This window comes from Sphingomonas sp. Leaf231 (genome assembly GCF_001421995.1).
Lineage (GTDB): Bacteria > Pseudomonadota > Alphaproteobacteria > Sphingomonadales > Sphingomonadaceae > Sphingomonas.
The window spans coordinates 251,323-269,727 of the sequence record NZ_LMLS01000005.1 but is presented as its reverse complement, the minus strand read 5'-3'; the positions used below and the strand labels follow the sequence as shown (position 1 = coordinate 269,727).

The 18,405-nt window shown below is 63.9% G+C and carries 15 protein-coding genes; 10 read left to right on the top strand and 5 right to left on the bottom strand.

Annotation, left to right across the window (positions count from 1 at the left end; genetic code table 11):
• The first annotated feature begins 101 nt into the window (after nucleotides 1-101).
• The 3 genes from ASE95_RS15670 to ASE95_RS15660 are packed head-to-tail and all read left to right on the top strand — an operon-like array spanning nucleotide 102 to nucleotide 3,339.
• Complete coding sequence (locus ASE95_RS15670; protein ID WP_056638329.1) at nucleotides 102-992, top strand: DUF6528 family protein; 891 nt, start codon at nucleotides 102-104, stop codon at nucleotides 990-992.
• Entirely contained in the window at nucleotides 893-2,152 is a 1,260-nt protein-coding gene (locus tag ASE95_RS15665) for an MFS transporter (protein ID WP_162234710.1), read from the top strand. Before ASE95_RS15670 ends, ASE95_RS15665 begins: the two co-directional genes overlap by 100 nt.
• On the top strand, nucleotides 2,149-3,339 hold the full coding sequence (locus ASE95_RS15660) for an ROK family transcriptional regulator (RefSeq protein ID WP_056638322.1): 1,191 nt from the start codon (nucleotides 2,149-2,151) through the stop codon (nucleotides 3,337-3,339). The genes ASE95_RS15665 and ASE95_RS15660 overlap by 4 nt, the downstream gene beginning before the upstream one ends.
• Nucleotides 3,340-3,357: 18 nt before the next feature.
• Here the strand turns inward: ASE95_RS15660 and ASE95_RS17385 are convergent, their stop codons facing one another.
• The 4 genes from ASE95_RS17385 to ASE95_RS15640 all read right to left on the bottom strand — a co-directional run bounded on the left by ASE95_RS17385 (nucleotide 3,358) and on the right by ASE95_RS15640 (nucleotide 9,715).
• Nucleotides 3,358-4,569, bottom strand: a complete 1,212-nt coding sequence (locus ASE95_RS17385; protein ID WP_268795848.1) for a glycerophosphodiester phosphodiesterase family protein — start codon at nucleotides 4,567-4,569, stop codon at nucleotides 3,358-3,360.
• Between the two features lie 308 nt (nucleotides 4,570-4,877).
• Nucleotides 4,878-7,595, bottom strand: a complete 2,718-nt coding sequence (locus ASE95_RS18370) for a TonB-dependent receptor (RefSeq protein WP_162234709.1) — start codon at nucleotides 7,593-7,595, stop codon at nucleotides 4,878-4,880.
• 656 nt (nucleotides 7,596-8,251) lie between these two features.
• On the bottom strand, nucleotides 8,252-8,674 hold the full coding sequence (locus tag ASE95_RS15645) for a hypothetical protein (protein WP_235528354.1): 423 nt from the start codon (nucleotides 8,672-8,674) through the stop codon (nucleotides 8,252-8,254).
• A 294-nt stretch (nucleotides 8,675-8,968) separates the two neighbouring features.
• On the bottom strand, nucleotides 8,969-9,715 hold the full coding sequence (locus tag ASE95_RS15640) for a Crp/Fnr family transcriptional regulator (protein ID WP_162234708.1): 747 nt from the start codon (nucleotides 9,713-9,715) through the stop codon (nucleotides 8,969-8,971).
• A gap of 111 nt (nucleotides 9,716-9,826) precedes the next feature.
• Here ASE95_RS15640 and ASE95_RS15635 point away from each other — a divergent pair, with 111 nt between their 5' ends.
• From ASE95_RS15635 to ASE95_RS15615, 5 genes are all read left to right on the top strand, one after another.
• Complete coding sequence (locus tag ASE95_RS15635; protein ID WP_056638316.1) at nucleotides 9,827-10,936, top strand: alpha/beta hydrolase; 1,110 nt, start codon at nucleotides 9,827-9,829, stop codon at nucleotides 10,934-10,936.
• A gap of 55 nt (nucleotides 10,937-10,991) precedes the next feature.
• Complete coding sequence (locus tag ASE95_RS15630) at nucleotides 10,992-12,074, top strand: catalase family protein (protein WP_056638761.1); 1,083 nt, start codon at nucleotides 10,992-10,994, stop codon at nucleotides 12,072-12,074.
• 172 nt (nucleotides 12,075-12,246) lie between these two features.
• The gene (locus ASE95_RS15625; protein ID WP_056638313.1) at nucleotides 12,247-14,277 is read left to right on the top strand and encodes an alpha/beta fold hydrolase; all 2,031 of its coding nucleotides are present in this window, start codon (nucleotides 12,247-12,249) and stop codon (nucleotides 14,275-14,277) included.
• 11 nt (nucleotides 14,278-14,288) lie between these two features.
• Nucleotides 14,289-15,374, top strand: coding sequence for a catalase family protein (locus ASE95_RS15620; RefSeq protein WP_056638759.1), 1,086 nt, complete (start codon nucleotides 14,289-14,291; stop codon nucleotides 15,372-15,374).
• An 81-nt stretch (nucleotides 15,375-15,455) separates the two neighbouring features.
• Entirely contained in the window at nucleotides 15,456-16,217 is a 762-nt protein-coding gene (locus ASE95_RS15615; protein ID WP_056397257.1) for an SDR family NAD(P)-dependent oxidoreductase, read from the top strand.
• A gap of 220 nt (nucleotides 16,218-16,437) precedes the next feature.
• On the opposite strand, the gene ASE95_RS15610 is transcribed toward ASE95_RS15615, so the two are convergent.
• On the bottom strand, nucleotides 16,438-17,013 hold the full coding sequence (locus ASE95_RS15610) for a TetR/AcrR family transcriptional regulator (RefSeq protein WP_056638311.1): 576 nt from the start codon (nucleotides 17,011-17,013) through the stop codon (nucleotides 16,438-16,440).
• A gap of 117 nt (nucleotides 17,014-17,130) precedes the next feature.
• On the opposite strand from ASE95_RS15610, the gene ASE95_RS15605 reads away from it, so the two are divergent.
• Entirely contained in the window at nucleotides 17,131-17,829 is a 699-nt protein-coding gene (locus ASE95_RS15605) for a glutathione S-transferase family protein (RefSeq protein ID WP_056638308.1), read from the top strand.
• A gap of 50 nt (nucleotides 17,830-17,879) precedes the next feature.
• A complete protein-coding gene (locus tag ASE95_RS15600; RefSeq protein ID WP_056638305.1) occupies nucleotides 17,880-18,278 on the top strand; it encodes a VOC family protein in 399 nt (132 codons plus the stop codon).
• Nucleotides 18,279-18,405: the final 127 nt, after the last annotated feature.

Genomic DNA, 18,405 nt, shown 5'->3' with positions numbered 1-18,405 from the left:
CGACTGCGGGGCACGATGTGGACTCGACTTAATCACCATAGGTGACAATATGGTGACGGTCGAGTAATATCGTTCGGAGCAACCCGAGGAAGGCAATAAGCATGTTGTTTCAAATTGCCGCGGCGTCGCTCGCGATGGCCACGCCGGGATCGGCTCAGGCTGCCGAGCGCCTCTATGCCTGTGGCGACGATCAGGTCCGCGAGTATGATGTCGATACCGCATCGGATGCGGGGCCGCGCGCTACCGAAATCTGGCGGTGGAGCGCCGCAACTGCGACCGACCTCCCCGCAGCTTATCGGACGCGGCTCCTCGCGCGCATCGACGAATGCAAACCGATCGATGAGGGGCGTGCGATCCTGATTACCGCATCGACGGGCGGTGTCGTCGTGGTCGATCGTGCGGGTGGCCGCGTATCGTTTCGTGCCACCGCGCCGATGGCCCACTCGGCTAGCGTCTTGCCGGGCGGACGGATCGCTGTGGCGCTTTCCCTTCACGCGCAGGGCGACCGGCTACAACTCTACGATCGCAACCGCAGCGAAACGCCATTGCTCAGCAGACCTCTGCCGTCGGGGCATGGCGCCGTCTGGGACGAGCGGCTTCGCCGACTGTTCGTCCTGTCGCACGACCTGATCCAGGCCTATAAGGTAGGGGGAAAGCATGGCACGTCGCAACTAAGCGAAACGTCTCGCTGGACGCTGCCGGGACGTCGGGATGGACATGATCTGTCGCGCCGCGCCGACGGCCTCTACCTTGTGACGACCGACGATGGGGTCTGGACCTTCGACCCGCGCGAGGGCAGCTTCATACCATTCGCAGCACTCAACCCGAAGCTGAAGGTGAAGTCGGTCGACATGCACGGGCATCTTGCCTGGGTGCAGGCAGAGGAAAGCTGGTGGGCGAAAGGCTTCACGATCGCGAACCCGGACGGCAGTTCTCCGGTGCGTGTGCCGGTGGAGGGGCTCCACCTGTACAAGGTCCGCTGGGTTCGCTGAAATGGCGTCGCGTCTGGCTTGCCTATGGCGTCGCTCATGTCGGCAAGAGCCTGTTGTGGACGGCAAGCGACCTCCTGACCATCTATCTGCTTGTAACCGTCTATGCGGTCGATCCGGTGATCGCGGGTGCGTTGTTTCTGGGCGGGTTGATCGCGAACGGCATTGCCGACCTGTGTATCGGCCTGTGGCTCGATCGCCAGCCGTCTCACGCAGCTCCGCTGGCGGCGTGTTCGCTTGTACTGGCTGCGGCCAGCTTTCCCGCCACGATCCAGCTGGCACCACATGGACCATGGGCATTGCTGGCGGCAACGCTTGTCTTCCGGATTTCCTATGCCGGGTGCGACGTCCCGCATAACGCGCTGCTGACGCGACTGGGCCGCACACCGCCTCGGGCGGCCTGGCTGGCGCGCGTGCGGACAATCGGCACCGCGCTTGCGTCGCTGATCGCGGCATGGGGTGTGAGCGGCGCAGATGCCGGCGCGACCGCCCCATTGCTGTGGATGATGGCACTTGCTGCGCTGCTGGTCGGATCGGCCATGGTGCCGCTCCTCGCTACCTCGCCGCTTGCGTTTGCGGGAACGAGGGTTGCGAGAGCACCCGGCCGACTGACCGGATTGCCGCTGCCGTTCCTGACCGCCGGCATCATCGGCATCGTCGGGCTCGGCGGTCTGGCAAAGGCCCTACTGCACCTTTCCGCGAGTCCCTTGGATGGATCGACGATCATTGCACTATTGATCGCTGGCCGAACGCTGTCGGCACTGTTGCCAGTATCGAACAGCACGCCCCGGCGCGGATTGACCTGTCTCAGCGCTGCCTATGTCGCGGCAGGTGCAATCGCGGCGGCGTGCGCATGGAGCAGCGGCGCTGTCATGATCGTGCTGATCGGTTTCGCTATGGGCACGATCAACCTCATCGGATGGACGCTGCTGCCGGCGCTCGCCGATGGGCCGCGTGCTTATGGTGTCTTCACCATGACGGCGAAGCTGGCGCTCGGGGCGAGCGGTCTGGCGCTCGCGGGCGGGCTGGGCGGTGTCGCGACGTTCGGGCCTGGCACCTTTTCCATTTTCGCGCTGACGGTGGCCGGTGCCTGCCTCGTTGCAGCGGTGCTGGTGCGCGCGCGCTTGACTCCGCCTGTTCGTCGGCCCTTTCCAGTATCATGACCGGAATCTCCGCGGGCAATTTCCCAAAGCACTTCCTCCGGGAGGACGGCCGCCGCACCGCGACGGCGAACGAGCGCGTCCTGCTCGAACTGCTGTCGCGGATCGGGCCGGCCAGTCGCGCCGATCTCGCCCGCCTCACCGGTCTGGCTCCACATTCGATCACTCGCCTGATCGAACCCCTGCTGACGCGAGAACTGTTGAGCGAGAGCACGCCGATCGCAGCGGGGCGAGGCAAACCTAGCGCCAAGCTGTCGCTGGTCGGGCATGCCGCGTTTTCGGTTGGTTTATCGGTGATGACCGACGCAATATCGCTGGTGCTGCTGAACCTTGCCGGTACGATAGCCGGGGTGCGTAACGAACGGCTGGCCGATGCGGCCATCGCACCCGCCTGTACACAGATCCGTGCCATGATCGACGCTGCCATCGAGGACGCCGGTTGGGACCGGGCGGCGCTCCTCGGCATCGGGGTTGGCGTGACAGGCTACTTCATCGGCGACGGCGCGCGCCTCAATCCGCCGCGCCAGCTCGACCCCTGGGCGTTGATCCCGCTCGACACGGTTTTGTCGGACGCTCTCGGACGGAAGATCTGGGTCGACAACGACGGCAACGTCGCCGCGGTAGGCGAAGCCATGCTGGGCCGCGGGCGCGAGGTGCGTGATTTCGCCTATCTGTACTTCTCAGCCGGTTTCGGAGGGGGCGTGATGTGCAAGGAGGGTCCCTTGCGCGGGCATCACGGCAATGCCGGTGAATTCGCCTCGATCCTGCCGGCAGGCTGGCCACAACCGAACCTGGAGGCGTTGCGGATCGCATTCGCCGATGACGGCGTCACCTATCCCGATCTTCATACGATGCTTGCCGCATTCGACGCTGAGCATATCGCCGTAGACCGCTGGCTGGACGCTTGCATCCCCTCGCTCGATCTCGTCGTCTCGTCGATTTCTGCCACGCTCGATCCCGCAATGATCGTGCTCGGTGGCCGCCTGCCGCCGGCGCTGGCACAACGCATAATCGAGCGTATCACCATCACCAATCCCGAACGACGCGGTGTTCACCGCCCGGCCCCGATAATCGTCCCGTCCGGCCTTGAAGGCGATGCCGCGGCTATCGGTGCTGCGGCATTGCCCCTCCGCGCGGCGTTCTTCGGTGCCTCGGAAAGCGATGGCACGATCGGGGACGAAGGCATCTGACCGCGCACCGAAGAACGGTCATCGTGCTGCGACGAACTGTCGCAGCGGCACAGGCTGATCGGTCTGGATGATCGAGACGCCGCTGCGGATAAGCCGTCCCCAGACGGCGTCCGGATGACGCATGGCCTGCGCATCTCCCCCGATATCGGTGACGAACCCGTCCCACAGGCTGTTGGCCCAGACCCGCCCTCTGGCGGTGCGCGCAGCCGCTACGACCGGAGCCAGCATCGCCAAGGGCAGACGCGGGACTTCGTAGCCGACCGGCCTGGTGGATCCGGATGCCTGTCGCGCGATCACTTGCGGTAACTCGACGCTACCGGACAACATCGGCATGAACGGCACCTGATCGAACGGTGCCAATATTGCCAGGGGCGGACTGGCAATGCCGGCGGTCGCCTTGACTATCACGCGACCCTCGGCTCCGGCGCGATGAACCGCCGCGATCGTCTCGGCGTGAACGGCATCCTTTATGTCGAGATTGAGCACGATCCGTCCGTCCGCAGCCGCCAGCATCGCCTCCAGCGTAGGGATGCGATGCCCGGTCAGCGGGCTGGCCGGACCCCCCAGATCGTCGCGTAACTGCAGCGCCTGCAATTCCACGAGCGTCAGGTCCGCGACCTTGCCGCGACCGTTCGTCGTGCGATCGACCGTGGCATCGTGTATCATCACCAGATGTCCGTCACGGGTCATCCGCACGTCTGCTTCCATGACATCGATGCCGAAGGTGGCACAACGATCGAGCGCAGCGAGCGAGTTCTCGGGCGCGCTGCCCGCCCCGGCGATGGCGGTGTGGCAGCCGCGATGCGCTACGACGATCGTGCCGGCCTCGGGGTCGGCGATGCGCGCCATGATGGCGAGAGCGCGATCGAGTTCGTTGCGTGCCGCCTCCATATCCCTTCGGAAACCTGCATCGCCATGCAGCCGCGCGACAACCGCCGCGGCGGCCTGCCGCGCCGCGGTCACCGCGCTGACATTATGAGCACCGCAGATCACGCGACTGTCGCCATACTCCCGCCCGCGCGTCAGAATCGCCGCGGCTCGATCCGGCAGCAGTTCGGCGAGCACGAGCGCCACTGCCGTTCCCCAGCTCGTGTGCCCCGACGGATAATCGAAACTTTTCTCCAAAATCCCGCGCGGCTGACAGACAGGGCCGGGGTCCATCAGGAATGGTCGACGTCTGGCATAGACCGGCTTTACCGCGTTGACGGCAGCCGCAACATCGCCGCGCATGCGGGTCAGCAGCCGCGCAACTGCCGGCGTAGCCTGGAGCGACAAGGAACGCCCCGCAGCTGCAGCGAAGTCCGTCAGCATTGCAGGTACGCCCTCGTCGACGTCGCCGATTGCCTGCTGCCAGCGCGGTGATCCATAGAGCGTACGGGTTGCGCGAAAGGCAGCGCGATCGGCTTCGTCGCCCGCCGAGCCCCTCGCTGGCGCGGGCGGCAACACGTCGATCAACGCGACGCCTGGGCCAGTCAGGTAGCGCTGCGCGTCGGCTGGCTGGGCCGCCAGCAAGAGCGGCAGCATGATGGCGACGCGCATCAATAGCGTACCAGTGCGCCAACGTAGAAAGACCGACCATTGTCGACCTCCTCGCGCAACAGACCGAAACCGGGGCCGAACAGACGCTGCGGACGGAAGTTGGTCAGGTTCTTTGCCTGGGCGACGATCGTCCAATGCCGGTCGAGCTTCAGGCGTAGCTGCGCGTCAAACAGATCGCTGGCGGCATAGCGCCGATCCTGCAACGGATCACTGGTCGATACCGAAAAGAGGGTCGGCGACAGATGATTCCACGCACCCTGCAGCGTAACCGGACCGGCAGCATAGAACAGTTTGACGTTGGCGACCGTATCGGCGCTCTCGAAAAGCCCTGACAGTCGTCGACGGGTGATGCCGTCGGCGAGCGTAACCTGCGGCGGTGTCGGATCGAGCAGGGTCAGATTCGCAGAAAAGCCCAGCCCGGCGAGTGGTCCGGGCAGGAACCGCATGCGGGCAACGACGGCGTTCAACTCGATGCCACGTACCCGCGATCCGCTCGCGTTCACCGGGCGGACGCGGGTGACCAGCTGTGAGACGCCTTCGAACACCTCATTTGCCTGGTTCCGGGTGGTGATGATCTCGTCAGCGATGTCCTTCTGGAACAGGCCTGCCGAAAACAGGATGTCGCGGTCGACGTAGTACTCGAGGCTGAGATCGTAATTGTCCGACCGGCGCGGTCGCAAGCCTGGGTTGCCGCTGACGATCGACACGCCGCCATCGGGATTGTTTGCTGTGATGCCGATGTTGACCGTCTCGCGCCCGGCAAGATCATCGTAATTGGGGCGGCCGAGGGTCCGACTGAACGCCGCACGCACGCGCAGGCGATCGCTAACATCCCAATCTGCCTGCGCCGAGGGCAGCCATTCGTTGTACTGCTGATGCTGCTGCCGAAAGGCAAACACCGGCGCGCTCGTCGACCCCGATTGTCGGTTTGCACCTGTGGACAGCATCGTATCCTCGAACCTGACGCCCGCGCTCAGGCGGACGGCGTCGGATGCGTAGCGTGCCATCAGGTAAGCTGCCGCGATATCTTCGGTTAGGGTGTAGTCGGCCTGACGGTTCCCTGCCGGATTGGCGCTGTTGACACCAAGGAAGCTGCCCGGATTGGCTGCGAAAGCGCCTGCCGCCAAAGCGGGGTCGATCAGCAGGACCCGCTGACCCGCACCGTTATAGGGTGCATAGGATTCGCTCGCGAGAACGTTGGACAGCAGCAGGTTACTCGCCGGCGTGGTCCGGTAATTGTCGACGGTGAAGTCATAGCGCCGGTCGAGGAAGCGGGCGTAGGCGCCGGTCGCGATCCCGAAGCCGCGATCATCCGCCTCCATATTGATATTCAGATTGGCCCGCGCGGTCAGCGCCTCCTCGCGATTGTCGTCGCTGCTGGTGCCATATTCGAACTGACGATACTCGGCAGCGTTGGCAACGAACCCAGGATTGGCGAAGTCGAAGAATGCGAAACCACCGGGCGTGTAGGCGTACCGATAGGCAAGGCTTGACGTATTGGCGATGCGATAGGTCGCCAGCCGCGCATCCTGCCGATAAGTGGCGATCGCGTAATTAAGGCCAAAATCGGCCTTCACCGTATCACCAGGCGTCAGTTCCGCATGGGCGTCGGCATAGCGCATGCGGCGGGTCTGGTAGAAGTTCGACAGGTCGGCCTGCGCATTGGCGTTCGCGACGCTACCGCTCGTCGCGCTTACGTTGCTGAAATGAGTGTAGCGATTGGTCGCTGCAGTCACCGCGGTGTTGGCTACGACGACGTTCGATTGGCGCTCCTCGTCATTGATGTGGCGAAAGTCCGCGAGGGTCACCGCAGCCTTGAACATCGTGTGATCGTCAAATTCCAGCTTGCCGAACATGCCGTATCGCTGGCGAACATTGTCGTAGTGCAACCAGCGCCGACGATCGGGCGCAGCGAACGCCTTGCTGACGTCACTGGCCGGGGACAGCAGTCGCGTGCCGGCGACCGGATCGAAATAGAGGTAATTGTCCGTAGCCGAATTGACCGACGCGGAGTCGCGCCGAAAGTAGCTGCCCGCTACCACAATGCCGAATTTGTGATCCGCGCCGAAGGTCGTCGAGGCGACGAGTTCGGCCTGACCCGATGGCGCACGATTGCCGCGCGTTCGTCTGAAATCCCACTGTCCGATATCGAACCGGCCGCCCACGAACGGTTCGCCCTTGCCCTCGAAAGCACTGCGTGTGCGAAGATTGGCGATACCGCCGATCGCATTCCCGTTCATTGCGGCCGTGACCGACTTGTAGACCTCGACCCTGCTCGCGAGCGATGAGGGAATGACGTCGAGTGATACGTTGCGCCGTCCGACCTCATTCGCAGGTAGCGTCACGCCGTCGATCTGGACCAGATTGTAATCGGCATTGAGGCCGCGAATGGAGAGGAATTGCGCTTCCCCGCGCGCATTGTTTTGAACGGTCGAGACACCCGGCACGCGCTGCAGGGCCTCGCCCAGTCCGAAGTCCGGCAACGTGCCGATCTCGTCGGCACTGATGCTGTCGGAGATCACCTCGATCTGCCGCTTGGCCTCGATCTCGCGAACGGCCTGTAAACGGGCGCCGGTAACGATGATGTCCTGCTCGCTCGCCGTCCCGGCTGCCGCAGGTGAAGGCGTTGGGGGAGTGACGATTTCCTGCTGCGCCTGCGCAGCAGCCGGCAAGGCACTCGAGAGCAGTAACAGGCCGCGCAAGGTAGCGAAATTCATGACCATCCCCCAAATCCGACATCTTTGTGCCGGCTTATTTATGCACCCAAGGTGACATATGTATGACGGTCTGCGGAAGGATATGCAATGGCAAATCGTAACAAGCATTGGCCTGGCGGTCGGCGGGCCCATCGAAGGCGCCGCGATATTAGCGCTGGATGATCAACATTACCGCATGTCGAAACCGGCGATCCGGGCGGCAGATGACACCTAACGCCGGTCGCTGCGCCGGGATCTTCCCCTCGAGCTAGAACTCGGTTTGCATCGGCCGCAGCCCTGAGCAAAGTCGACGCGCTCAGCCAAGACGTTTGCTGGTCGCCAGATTACCACGATAGCCAACTACAACCGGTTTCTACCGGTCGCGATTTACGTGATGGCTGCAAGCTGGCGTCCATCCGGCACGTCTGCCCTCGATGCGACCATGCGCACAGCCGGGGCCGCGGCCTGGTACAGATGGCTCCCCCGCTTCGATCGCCGGCTAAGCTAGCGCATCGGTGGTTGTGCGTGGACCGGCAACGCAGAGATCGGCGTATCGACGTCAATCGGCGTTTAGGCACCCTGGCGCGCTCCAGCGGGCATCAGGACGCCATCCGCCGCCCCGAAACACCCAACAGGTATGCGGACCATCGTCGACCGGCATCTGGAGGGCTTGCGGCTCAGGCAGCGGCGTAGCGGGCCGTCTCAGCCATTTGATGGCCAAGTTCGGCAGGAACAGCGAAACGACCCGTCTCATCGCTGCCCTCCACTATCAGGGAGGAGCTCTCACCACCGCGCTGCCGCGCCAGTTCGACCGACCAACTCGCCTTCCCACACCCGCAAACCTCCAGCCGTGCCGACGATGCCACCCCGATCCGCCAGCGCGTCCACGCGGCGGACGGCTGGGAGAACGGGTCCTGATCACGATTGCGTCGACGACGGAGCAGCAGCAACGGCATGTCGGCTTCCGCCGCCACCAGTTGCAGGCGGCGGGTCGCGACCATCGACACCTTGCTCGCCTCCGCGACGATCGCTGACGGTGTCCCGTCCCGGATTGCGTCCTCGATCACCGCGAGCACCGGGGTGAAAGGTTCGAATGCCATTAGCAAACTCTCGGATTTACGTTAACGCCCGACACTCCGGACGCAAACCTCACGAGCGTTTTCTGCATGTCGATTAGTCTCAGCGCAAAAGGTGGTGAATGGCAAGAGGATGCGGGTGAACAAAGGACCCAATTCCGGTCATTCGCGACGTATCTACCCTACCCCAATTTCGGCCATTCGTTCATTTTGATTGAGCGTCCAATCTTACCGGTCGGGGCAGGTCGGCGAAATTTGAGTGGTTTCAAGCTATATATACGGTCCCCCGGGGGGCGAACGTCAGCAAATTCAATTTGATTAGAGGCTTAGTAGGCGTCGGTATTCCGCCTCAGCGAACCCGTAGGTGTCACCAGCTAGGCGCAGCAGCCGATCCCGGTCACGCACGATGACGCGCCCACGCACGGAGCGAACAGCCTCATCCTCTTCGAGCTTGTGGAGTGCGTCGGTCACGCTGCTGCGGCGGACGCCGAGCATGAGCCTGAACTCCTCGTGCGTCATGCAGATGTCGTCCTCGCGTACCCGGTCGTGATAGAGCAGGATCCATCGCGCCATCCGCCGCTCGATCGAATGCGCGAGCGACGAGACGATCGTCCTGGACATCTGGGTCATGACCACGTCGACGAAGCGGAGCAGGACGGTTCGGATCTCTGGACGTTCGACCAGTATCCTGTGCAATGCTGTGGCCGACAGCCTCATAGCCGTGCCGTGTTCGGCCCGCATCACCACGTCATGCGACCAGCGCTTGTTGCCAAGTAGCAACTGCCAACCGATGAACCCCTCGCTTCCGACCAGCGCGACCGCGTAGCGGCGGTCGCCCTCGAGTGAGTCGAGTATCGCAGCGATCCCGGTCAACGGGAAGCAGATGCTGTCTGCCGCATCGCCGGCGCGCGCGATCATGTCACCGTTGCGGAACGGCACCAGTTCCAGATGCGGCGCAAGGGCGGCGCGGTCAGCGTCATTCAAAAGACGTAGCAGCGCATTCGCCTCGCACGGCAACGCGTTGGAACTGGGGGTCCCATCCACCTTCAAAGCCTGATCATCCATGCCGCCGTCCATACTTCCGAACCTCGCTGCTCAAACGCTTGGGTCTACTTCCGTACCGAAACGCTGAGGCTCGCCCAATGGTTGGGAAACAGACAGTTTCAGGAGGGACCATTGCGCAAAACCGTTCTAACGCTGATCGCCGCGTCGACCGCGATCGCAGGCATTCCAGCTCTGGCCCAGTCACCTCGCTCGATTGCCGCTCCTCCTCCGCCACCGCCGCCCGCGACATCCATGCAGCCCCCGAAAGCCGCACCCGACATGCAGTCAGTCTTGGACGCGCTCGCGTCGCTCGGCGGCAAGCCGATCGAAACGCTCACGCCTGCGGAAGCCCGCATGCAGCCCTCGGCCGCGGACGGAGCCAAGGCGGCGATGCGGAAGAAGGGAATGTCGACCGCGCCTGATTCGTCGGTGACGACGCGGGACCTGCCGTACGGCAGCGACCCCAAGCAATTCGCGCGCATCTACAAGCCGGCCGGCGCACCTGCGGGTGGCAAGCCGATGCCGGTCATCGTCTACTACCACGGCGGTGGTTGGGTCATTGCCGACGTCGACACCTACGATGCCGCACCGCGGGCCATGTCGAAGGCGCTGAACGCTATCGTCGTCTCGGTCGAGTACCGCCACGCACCCGAGTTCAAGTTTCCGGCGCAGCATGATGATGCGGCTGCTGCCTATCGCTGGACGCTGCATAATGCGGCGAGCTGGGGTGGCGACCCCGCACGGATCGCGACAGTCGGCGAGAGCGCCGGCGGCAACCTTGCGGTCGCGACCGCGATCTACGCGCGCGACAACGGCCTGACGGTGCCGCGCCACATCGTCTCGGTCTATCCGATCGCGAACAGCAGTATGACGCTGCCTTCGCGGCGGGATTCGGCGAACGCCAAGCCGCTGAACACTGCCATGCTGCCGTGGTTCGGCTACTACTATCAGACGAGCAAGGCGGATGCGCAGGATCCGCGCCTGAACCTGGTCGCCGCCAACCTGCGTGGTCTGCCGCCGACGACGATCATCAACGCGCAGATCGATCCGCTACGCTCGGATGGAGAGACGCTGGCGGCCGCGATGCGGGCGGCCGGTGACAAGGTCGAGCAGAAGACCTTCCCGGGCGTGACCCATGAGTTCTTCGGCATGGCCAAGGTCGTGAACGGCGCCAAGCAGGCGAATGATCTCGCAGTCGCACGGCTGAAGACGGCGTTCGAAGCGCCAGCAACCCGCCGCTGAGCGTGACGGCGGCGGCGTCGAGCCGCCGCCTCCTTGCCGGAGAGGACCAATGACCATGACCCAGACCCCCGTCCGCTATTCTCCCGACGTCGAGGATGTTAAACCCGACGAAGCCGAGACGATCACGAAGCTCAACGAGACGTTCGACAAGATCCTTGAGACGACAGCGGAGGACTATGGTCACGCTGTACGTTCGGTCCACGCCAAGGCGCACGGTTTCCTCGATGGGGTGCTAATTGTCCATGACGGGCTTTCCCCCGAGCTGGCCCAAGGCCTGTTTGCCACCCCGGGCGAGCACAAGGTCGTCATGCGCTTCTCGATCAACGCGGGCGACATCCTGCCGGATACCATCAGCCTGCCGCGTGGTCTGGCGCTGAAGGTGATGGACGTCGACGGTGAACGCCTGCCCGGTGCCGATGGACAGACGCAGGACTTCGTCATGGTCAACGGCTCGGTGTTCCAGAACAAGACCGCCGACCAGTTCCTGGGTAACCTCAAGCTCCTGGCAGGCACCACCGACAAGCTCGAGGGCACCAAGGAAGCGATGTCCAAGGTGTTGCGCGGTGTGAACACCGTGCTCAGCGCGGTCGGGATTGAAAGCCCGAAAGTGCAGACGCTCGGCGGGGCGCCCAACTCGGATCCGCTCGGTGAGACCTACTTCAGCGTCACGCCGTTCCGTTACGGCGACTACATCGCCAAATTCGCGATCTTCCCCGTGTCCAAGGACCTGATCGATCAGACCGACACCACGATCGAGGCGACTGGCCGGCCGGACGCCTTGCGGGACGTGATCCGGTCGGAAACCCAGGTGCTTGAGATGGAGTGGGAGGTACGGGTGCAACTGTGTCGCGACCTCGAGGAGCAACCGGTCGAGGACCCGACCGTCGAGTGGAAGCAGGACGATGCGCCCTTCCAGACCGTCGCGACCATTCGGGCGGCCAAGCAGGACAGCCTGACCGAGGACAAGTTTCAGAAGATCAACGAGGAGATGCGCTTCTCGATCTGGACCGGTCTTGCCGCACATCAGCCGCTCGGCAACATCAATCGGGCACGCAACGGGACCTACCGCCACTCCGCCGACTTCCGCGCCCGCGTAAACGGTTGCCCCTATCACGAGCCTGTTGGCGGTCGCGCCTGAACGGCGAAGGTGGCGTTCGGTCCCTTGACGCTGACCGTGGACAGATCGGCTTGGAGGCGAATTGGGCACTTGGCCGTTCTGAAGGCCGTTGAACCGCTGGTTTCGCAGCGACGGTGAAATGGCAGGGTCGACGAAACGTCCGCAAAGGTTTGAACCGCCAGGAGGCTGACGAATGCCGATGATTACCGCCGGCGACCTCAACATGGAGGTGTCGCTTCACGGCGCGGAGGAGGGTCAGCCGGTGCTCCTCCTCCATGGCTGGCCGGATGACGCCTCGACGTGGGATCAGGTGGCGCCCACACTGGCCGCGGAAGGGTTCCGCGTCATCGTCCCGACGTTGCGTGGGTTCGGCGCCACGCGTTTTCTCAACGACGATACCTCGCGAACCGGCAACAGCGCGATGCTCGCGATCGATATGATCGCGCTGCTCGACACGCTCGGCATCGACCGCTTCATGGTCGCCGGGCACGATTGGGGATCGAACACCGCCGAGGCCTTGGCCGTCGGGTGGCCCGATCGGGTAGAGCGGATGGCCATGCTGTCGACCCCGCCCCGGCTCGGCGGCATGCCTACGCCGCCGTTCGAGCAGACCCAGCGGCAATGGTATCACTGGTTCATGGCAACCGCGCGCGGGGCGGAGGCGGTACGTGCGGACCGGCGCGGGTTCACCCATCTGCATTGGGTCAACTGGTCGCCACCGGGATGGTTCGACGAGGCGACGTTCGACCGTGTTGCCCGGTCGTTCGACAATTCCGACTGGGTCGACGTGACGCTCCACAGCTATCGCGCACGCTGGGGCGAAGCGGAACCCGATCCACGAAGCGCCTGGCTGGAGAACAAGGTCAAGGCGACCAAAACGTTGTCGCTGCCGACGCTCTACATCCACGGCGATGCCGACGGCGTGAACCCTCCCTCGACCGCGAAGGACGTGCGAGCGAAATTCGCCGGGCCGTTCGCGCGCATCACCATGACCGGGGTCGGCCACTTCCCGCAGCGGGAGAACCCGCAAGCGGTGGTGCGCCACCTCCTTACCCTCTTCGCCGGCAATCCCGCCGTGCTCACCGATGTCACCGATAGGAACCTGTCCATGAAGAAAGCCGCCCCCTATGCCGCCGGGATTGCCGCCATCGGCTTGGTCGCCGCTGCCGCAGCCGGCGTTGCCCATGCCCAGGGACGCAGCGCACAGCTGACGCAGGTGGCGCAGTTCGATCATCAGGCGACCGGCGTGGCGGTGACCGAGGATGGACGGCGCTTCGTCAACTTCCCCCGCTGGACCGACGACGCGCCTATCTCCGTCGCCGAAGTGATGAAGGACGGATCCTTACGCCCCTATCCCGACGCCAAGTGGAACAGCTGGCGCAACGCCCGCGCCAACGAACTGCCGGTCGGTGAATATTTCGTCTGCGTGCAGTCGATCGTGCCCGATGGTCACGGCAATCTCTGGGTGCTCGATCCCGGCGCGCCGGGGAACGAGAAGATTCTCGAAGGCGCGCCCAAGCTCGTCCGCATCGATCTGGCGTCGAACACGGTGACGAAGACGATCCTGGTTCCCGGCGACGTCGCGCTGCAGGGCACGTATCTCAATGACATCCGCTTCTCGCCCGACGGCAAGACCGGCTACATCACCGACAGCGGCACGCGCGGCGCGATCATCGTCGTCGACCTGGAAAGCGGCAAGAGCCACCGCGCGCTCGATGGGCACGCCTCGACGCAGATCGACAAGACGGTGAAGGTTACGCTCGACGGCAAGCCGTTGGTCCGCCCCGATGGCCGGCAGCCCGCCTTCGCCGCCGATGGCATCGCCATCTCCAAGGACGGCAAGACGCTCTTCTATCAGGCGCTGACCGGAAAGACGCTCTATTCGATCGACACCGCGAAGCTGCGATCAGACGTCAGCGAGGCCGATAGGGCGGCAGCGGTGAAGACGGTCGCGCAGACGCACGTCGCTGATGGTCTGTGGATGAGTAAGGCAGGCGTGCTCTACCTGACCTCGCCCACTGACTATGCGATCAAGCGTCTGAACGGAGCGACCGTTGAGACAGTGCTGACCGATCGCCGGCTGCGTTGGCCCGACACCTTCTCGGAAGGGCGCGACGGGACGATGTACGTCACCGCCAGCCATATACAGGACACCAACTGGTTCACGCCCGGCGCACCGCCGTCGATCAAGACGCAGCTGTTCTCCTTCGCTCCCGCCAAGTGATCGGATATCCCATGACCTATCTTCGCTATTCGCCCGATGTCGAAACACGAGAGCCCGACGAACAGGAGAGCACCGACGGCATCATCCAGGGCATGACCCAGGAGAGCCAGACGGTCGAGAAGCGCGACGGGCACGCGGTGCGGGCGAGCCACGCCAAGAGCACGGCGTGCGTGATCGGCAAGCTCATCGTCGCGCCCGGATTGCCGCCCGAGCTCGCACAGGGCCTGTTCGCGGAACCTGGCACGTTCGATGTCGCCGTCCGCTTCGCGCAAGGACCCGGTGAGAAGCTCGGCGATCGCGTCTCGACCCATCGCGGCATGTCTATCAAGGTGTTCGGCGTCGAGGGCGCGAAGCTGCCCGGCCATGATGCGCCAACGCAGGACTTCGTCCTTGCCAGCGGCACGACCTTTCCGGCGGGGACCGCCGCCGGCTTCCTTTCCCAGGCCAAGAAGATCGGCCTGACGGTTCCGATGCCTGAGGGGGTGAAAAGCGCGGCCGCTTCCGTCGCTCGCAACATCAACAAGGTGCTGAACGCCGTCGGCGCGGGTCCAAGCCCGACGCTGGACTTCTACGGCCATCCCTTCAGCCACCCGTTGGTCGAGGAATATTTCAGCCAGTGCCCGGTGCGCTTCGGCGACCATGTCGCTAAGATCGGGGCGTTTCCCGTTGCAGCCGAGCAAGAGGCACTCGCCGATTGGCAGCTCGACCCTCATCAGGACGAGGATGGCTTCCGCCATGCCGCGGTGGATTACTTCGAGGGCAACGATGCGGTGTTCGAGCTTCGGGCGCAGCTGTGGACCGATGCCGAGACGCAGCCCATCGAGGACACCTCCGTCGACTGGCCGACGAGCGAAAGCCCGTATCGCACCGTCGCCACGATCCGACTGCCGCGGCAGTCAGCCTATGGTCCCGACCGCGTCCGCTACTTCGACGAGGTGATGACGTTCCGCCCGGCCCACAGTCTGGAAGTGCATCGCCCGCTCGGCGGCGTGATGCGCGCGCGCATGCAGGTCTACCAGGCGCTCAGCGTCTTCCGCCACCGAGAGAACGGCATTGCCGCCGCGAACACCGCCGATATCCGGGACATTCCAGCCTAAGCTGAACGCCAGTGCTGACGATAGTGAAAGGACAATCATGAAGTTCGAAGGCAAGCACGACGTTCAGGCGGAGAATGCGTAATGGCGCGCTTTTCCAACAAGGTCATCGTCATCACCGGTGCCGCCTCGGGGATCGGTGAAGGCGCCGCGCGCCGCTTCGCTGAGGAAGGCGCAACGCTGGTGTTAGGCGACATCGACAAGGCCGCGCTCGACAAGCTGGCGGGCGAGCTGCACGGCACAGTCGAAACCCGCGAGATCGACGTGTCGGACCGCGCGGCATGTGAAGCTCTCGTCCAGGCTGCGATCGATCGCTTCAGTCGGATCGACGTGCTGGTCAACGACGCCGGCGTCGATCATCTGGGCAAAGTCGACGAGGGCGACTTCTCTGAATTCACCAAGGTGATCGAAACCGATCTCTATGGTGTCGTCCACATGAGCCGCGCGGCGATCGCGCACCTGCGGCAATCCAAGGGCTGCATCGTCAACGTGTCGTCAGTGTCGGGCCTGGGTGGCGACTGGAACCACAGCTTCTACTGCGCGGCGAAGGGGGCGGTCAGCAACTTTACCCGCGCGCTGGCAATGGACGAGGCGAAGCACGGCGTCCGCGTCAACGCGGTCAATCCGTCGCTCACCTACACCGCGCTGACCGCGGGCATGAAGAAACAGCCTGAGCTGATTGCCAAGTTCGAAGAGCGTATTCCGATGGGCCGCGGTGCCCAGCCCGCCGATATCTCGGGGGCGATCGCGTTCTTGGCGAGCGACGATGCGCATTACGTGACGGGCGTGAATCTGCCGGTCGATGGCGGGCTGACCGCGTCAAACGGGCAACCGCCGCTGTCTTAATGAATGTGAGGCGGGCCCTTGCGCCCGCCCACTATTCAGGATTGGACCGTGCCGCTGGTGCCAGATTCATCACGGGCAAATTGCTCATGCCAATGGAGTCACGTCGCAGCAATTTTGACCCAATTGCGGCCGTTCAGCCCTTACCCCGCCAAACCACAAACCGGCCACTCGTTCATATCGGGCGAGTGTGTAGCTACGCGAGTTAGGACAGCATAAAGAACTAGCCGGGAAGCGGCCCCGCCTCACGGTAGCTTTCGATCAGGGCGTCAAACACGGCGATGTCGGACCTGCTACGCGCGATGATCTGCGCGCCGGCGACGGCCGCATAAATCGCGCGTGCCCTTGCCTCCACGCTTTCCGGCGGTCCGATCCCCGCGGCGGCGAGCTGTTTTGTCAACCACGCCACGTTGACGTCGGCGAAAGCCTGGACCTGCTTCAAGACCGGTCCAGGTAGCTCGTCACGTTCCGCCGCCATGAAGCTGCTGAGGCACATCCGGTTGTCGCGCTCCAGCGAGGCCCGAAAGATACTCGGATATCGCTTCAACGCGTCCACAGCATCCTTCGCGTCGGCTGAGATTGCCGCCAGATCACGGGCGATATCCTCCTGGTAGCGGCGCGCCACGGCCTCCCCGAGCAGCGCCTTGTTGGCGAAGTGATAGTTGATGCTGGCCGCCTTGATGCCGACCGTCGCCGCGAGGTCGCGAAAGTTGATGCCACCATAGCCGCGCGTCATCGCCGCCTCACGCGCGGCCAGCAGGATCGCCTCCCGCGCATTCTCTCTCGTTGCTACCGCCATCGTCGCGCCTCCACCTGCCATATGGCAGGCAGGGATTGACATGGCAAGACTTGCGCCGCAGATGATTACCTGTCATCTGACAGGCAGGTGATGTGATCGATGAACGCGAGACCCTCAATGGCCGATAAGCTGACGCTTTTCACCTCCCCCTCCGCCTTCCCCAACCCTCAGCGGCTGCGCATCTTCATGCATGAAAAGGGCATCGCCGACCGGTTCGCCGAGACGGTGTACGACATGTCGCCTGTGGGGGAGCAACGCCGGTGGCGGCATCTGAAGATGAACCCTTGGGGCGAAACGCCGACGCTGGCTTTGGCCGACGGCTCGTTCCTGAGCGAGACGTCCGCCATCGCGCGCTACCTCGACGACAGCTTCGAGGGCCGCAAGATCATGGGCGAGACGGCGCATGAGCGTGGCCTGGACCAGATGTGGGACAGCCGGGTCTGGGTTCACATCCTCTACCCGATCGTGACCGCCTTCCATGTCATGCATCAGGGTCTCGGTCCCAAGCTGGAACTGACGCACAACCCCGAATGGGGTGAGCATTCGCGCAAGGTGGCGCTGGCGCACGCGGCGCTGGTCGACCGGCATCTTGCCGATGGACGTGCATGGCTGCTCGGCGGGGACCAGCCGACCTTTGCCGACATCACGCTGGCCACCGCGATCGCGTTTTCCAAATACCCGGTGAACGCCACCCCGCTGGACGAGCGTTTCGAGCATATCGACGCGATCTGGCGGCGGTGGCAGGCCCGCCCGGCCTTCAGGGCCGCCTATGCCGATGGGCAGAGCGGTGTCCCGGCACTGGATGACCGCTCGTAGCATCCGCGTCATTCGTCTTCGCTAAGTACGTCCCAAGCAGGAGAGTTATCATGCTGTTTCACACCATGGTCGGATCGAACGACATCGAACGATCGAAGCGCTTCTACGACACGGTGCTCGGCACGCTCGGTGTCGGCGAACCGGCGCGCAATATCGCCGATAGCGGCCATACCCGGCTCATCTACAATAACGGCAGCGGCACGAACTTCATCGTCAGCCAGCCTATCAACGATGAACCGGCGACCGTCGCGAACGGCAGCACCGTCGCCTTTTCGTGCAACTCGCCCGAGCAGGTTAGGCAACTTCACGATACCGCAGTTGCCAATGGCGGCACCTCAATCGAAGCCCCGCCCGGCCCGCGCGAGACCGCGTCCATGGGTACGATAGAGCTTGCCTATTTTCGCGACCCCGACGGCAACAAGCTTTGTGGGATCCATTTCCCCAAGTGATTATAGCCGTCACATATCGGCTCTGAGGCGCCGCCCGTCCCTGGCATGGACGGGCGGTAAATCTGGCCACGAAGAAGTGCCGCAGACGATACTTTCTTGAACGACCCATCATCGGTCTTTCAGCGGC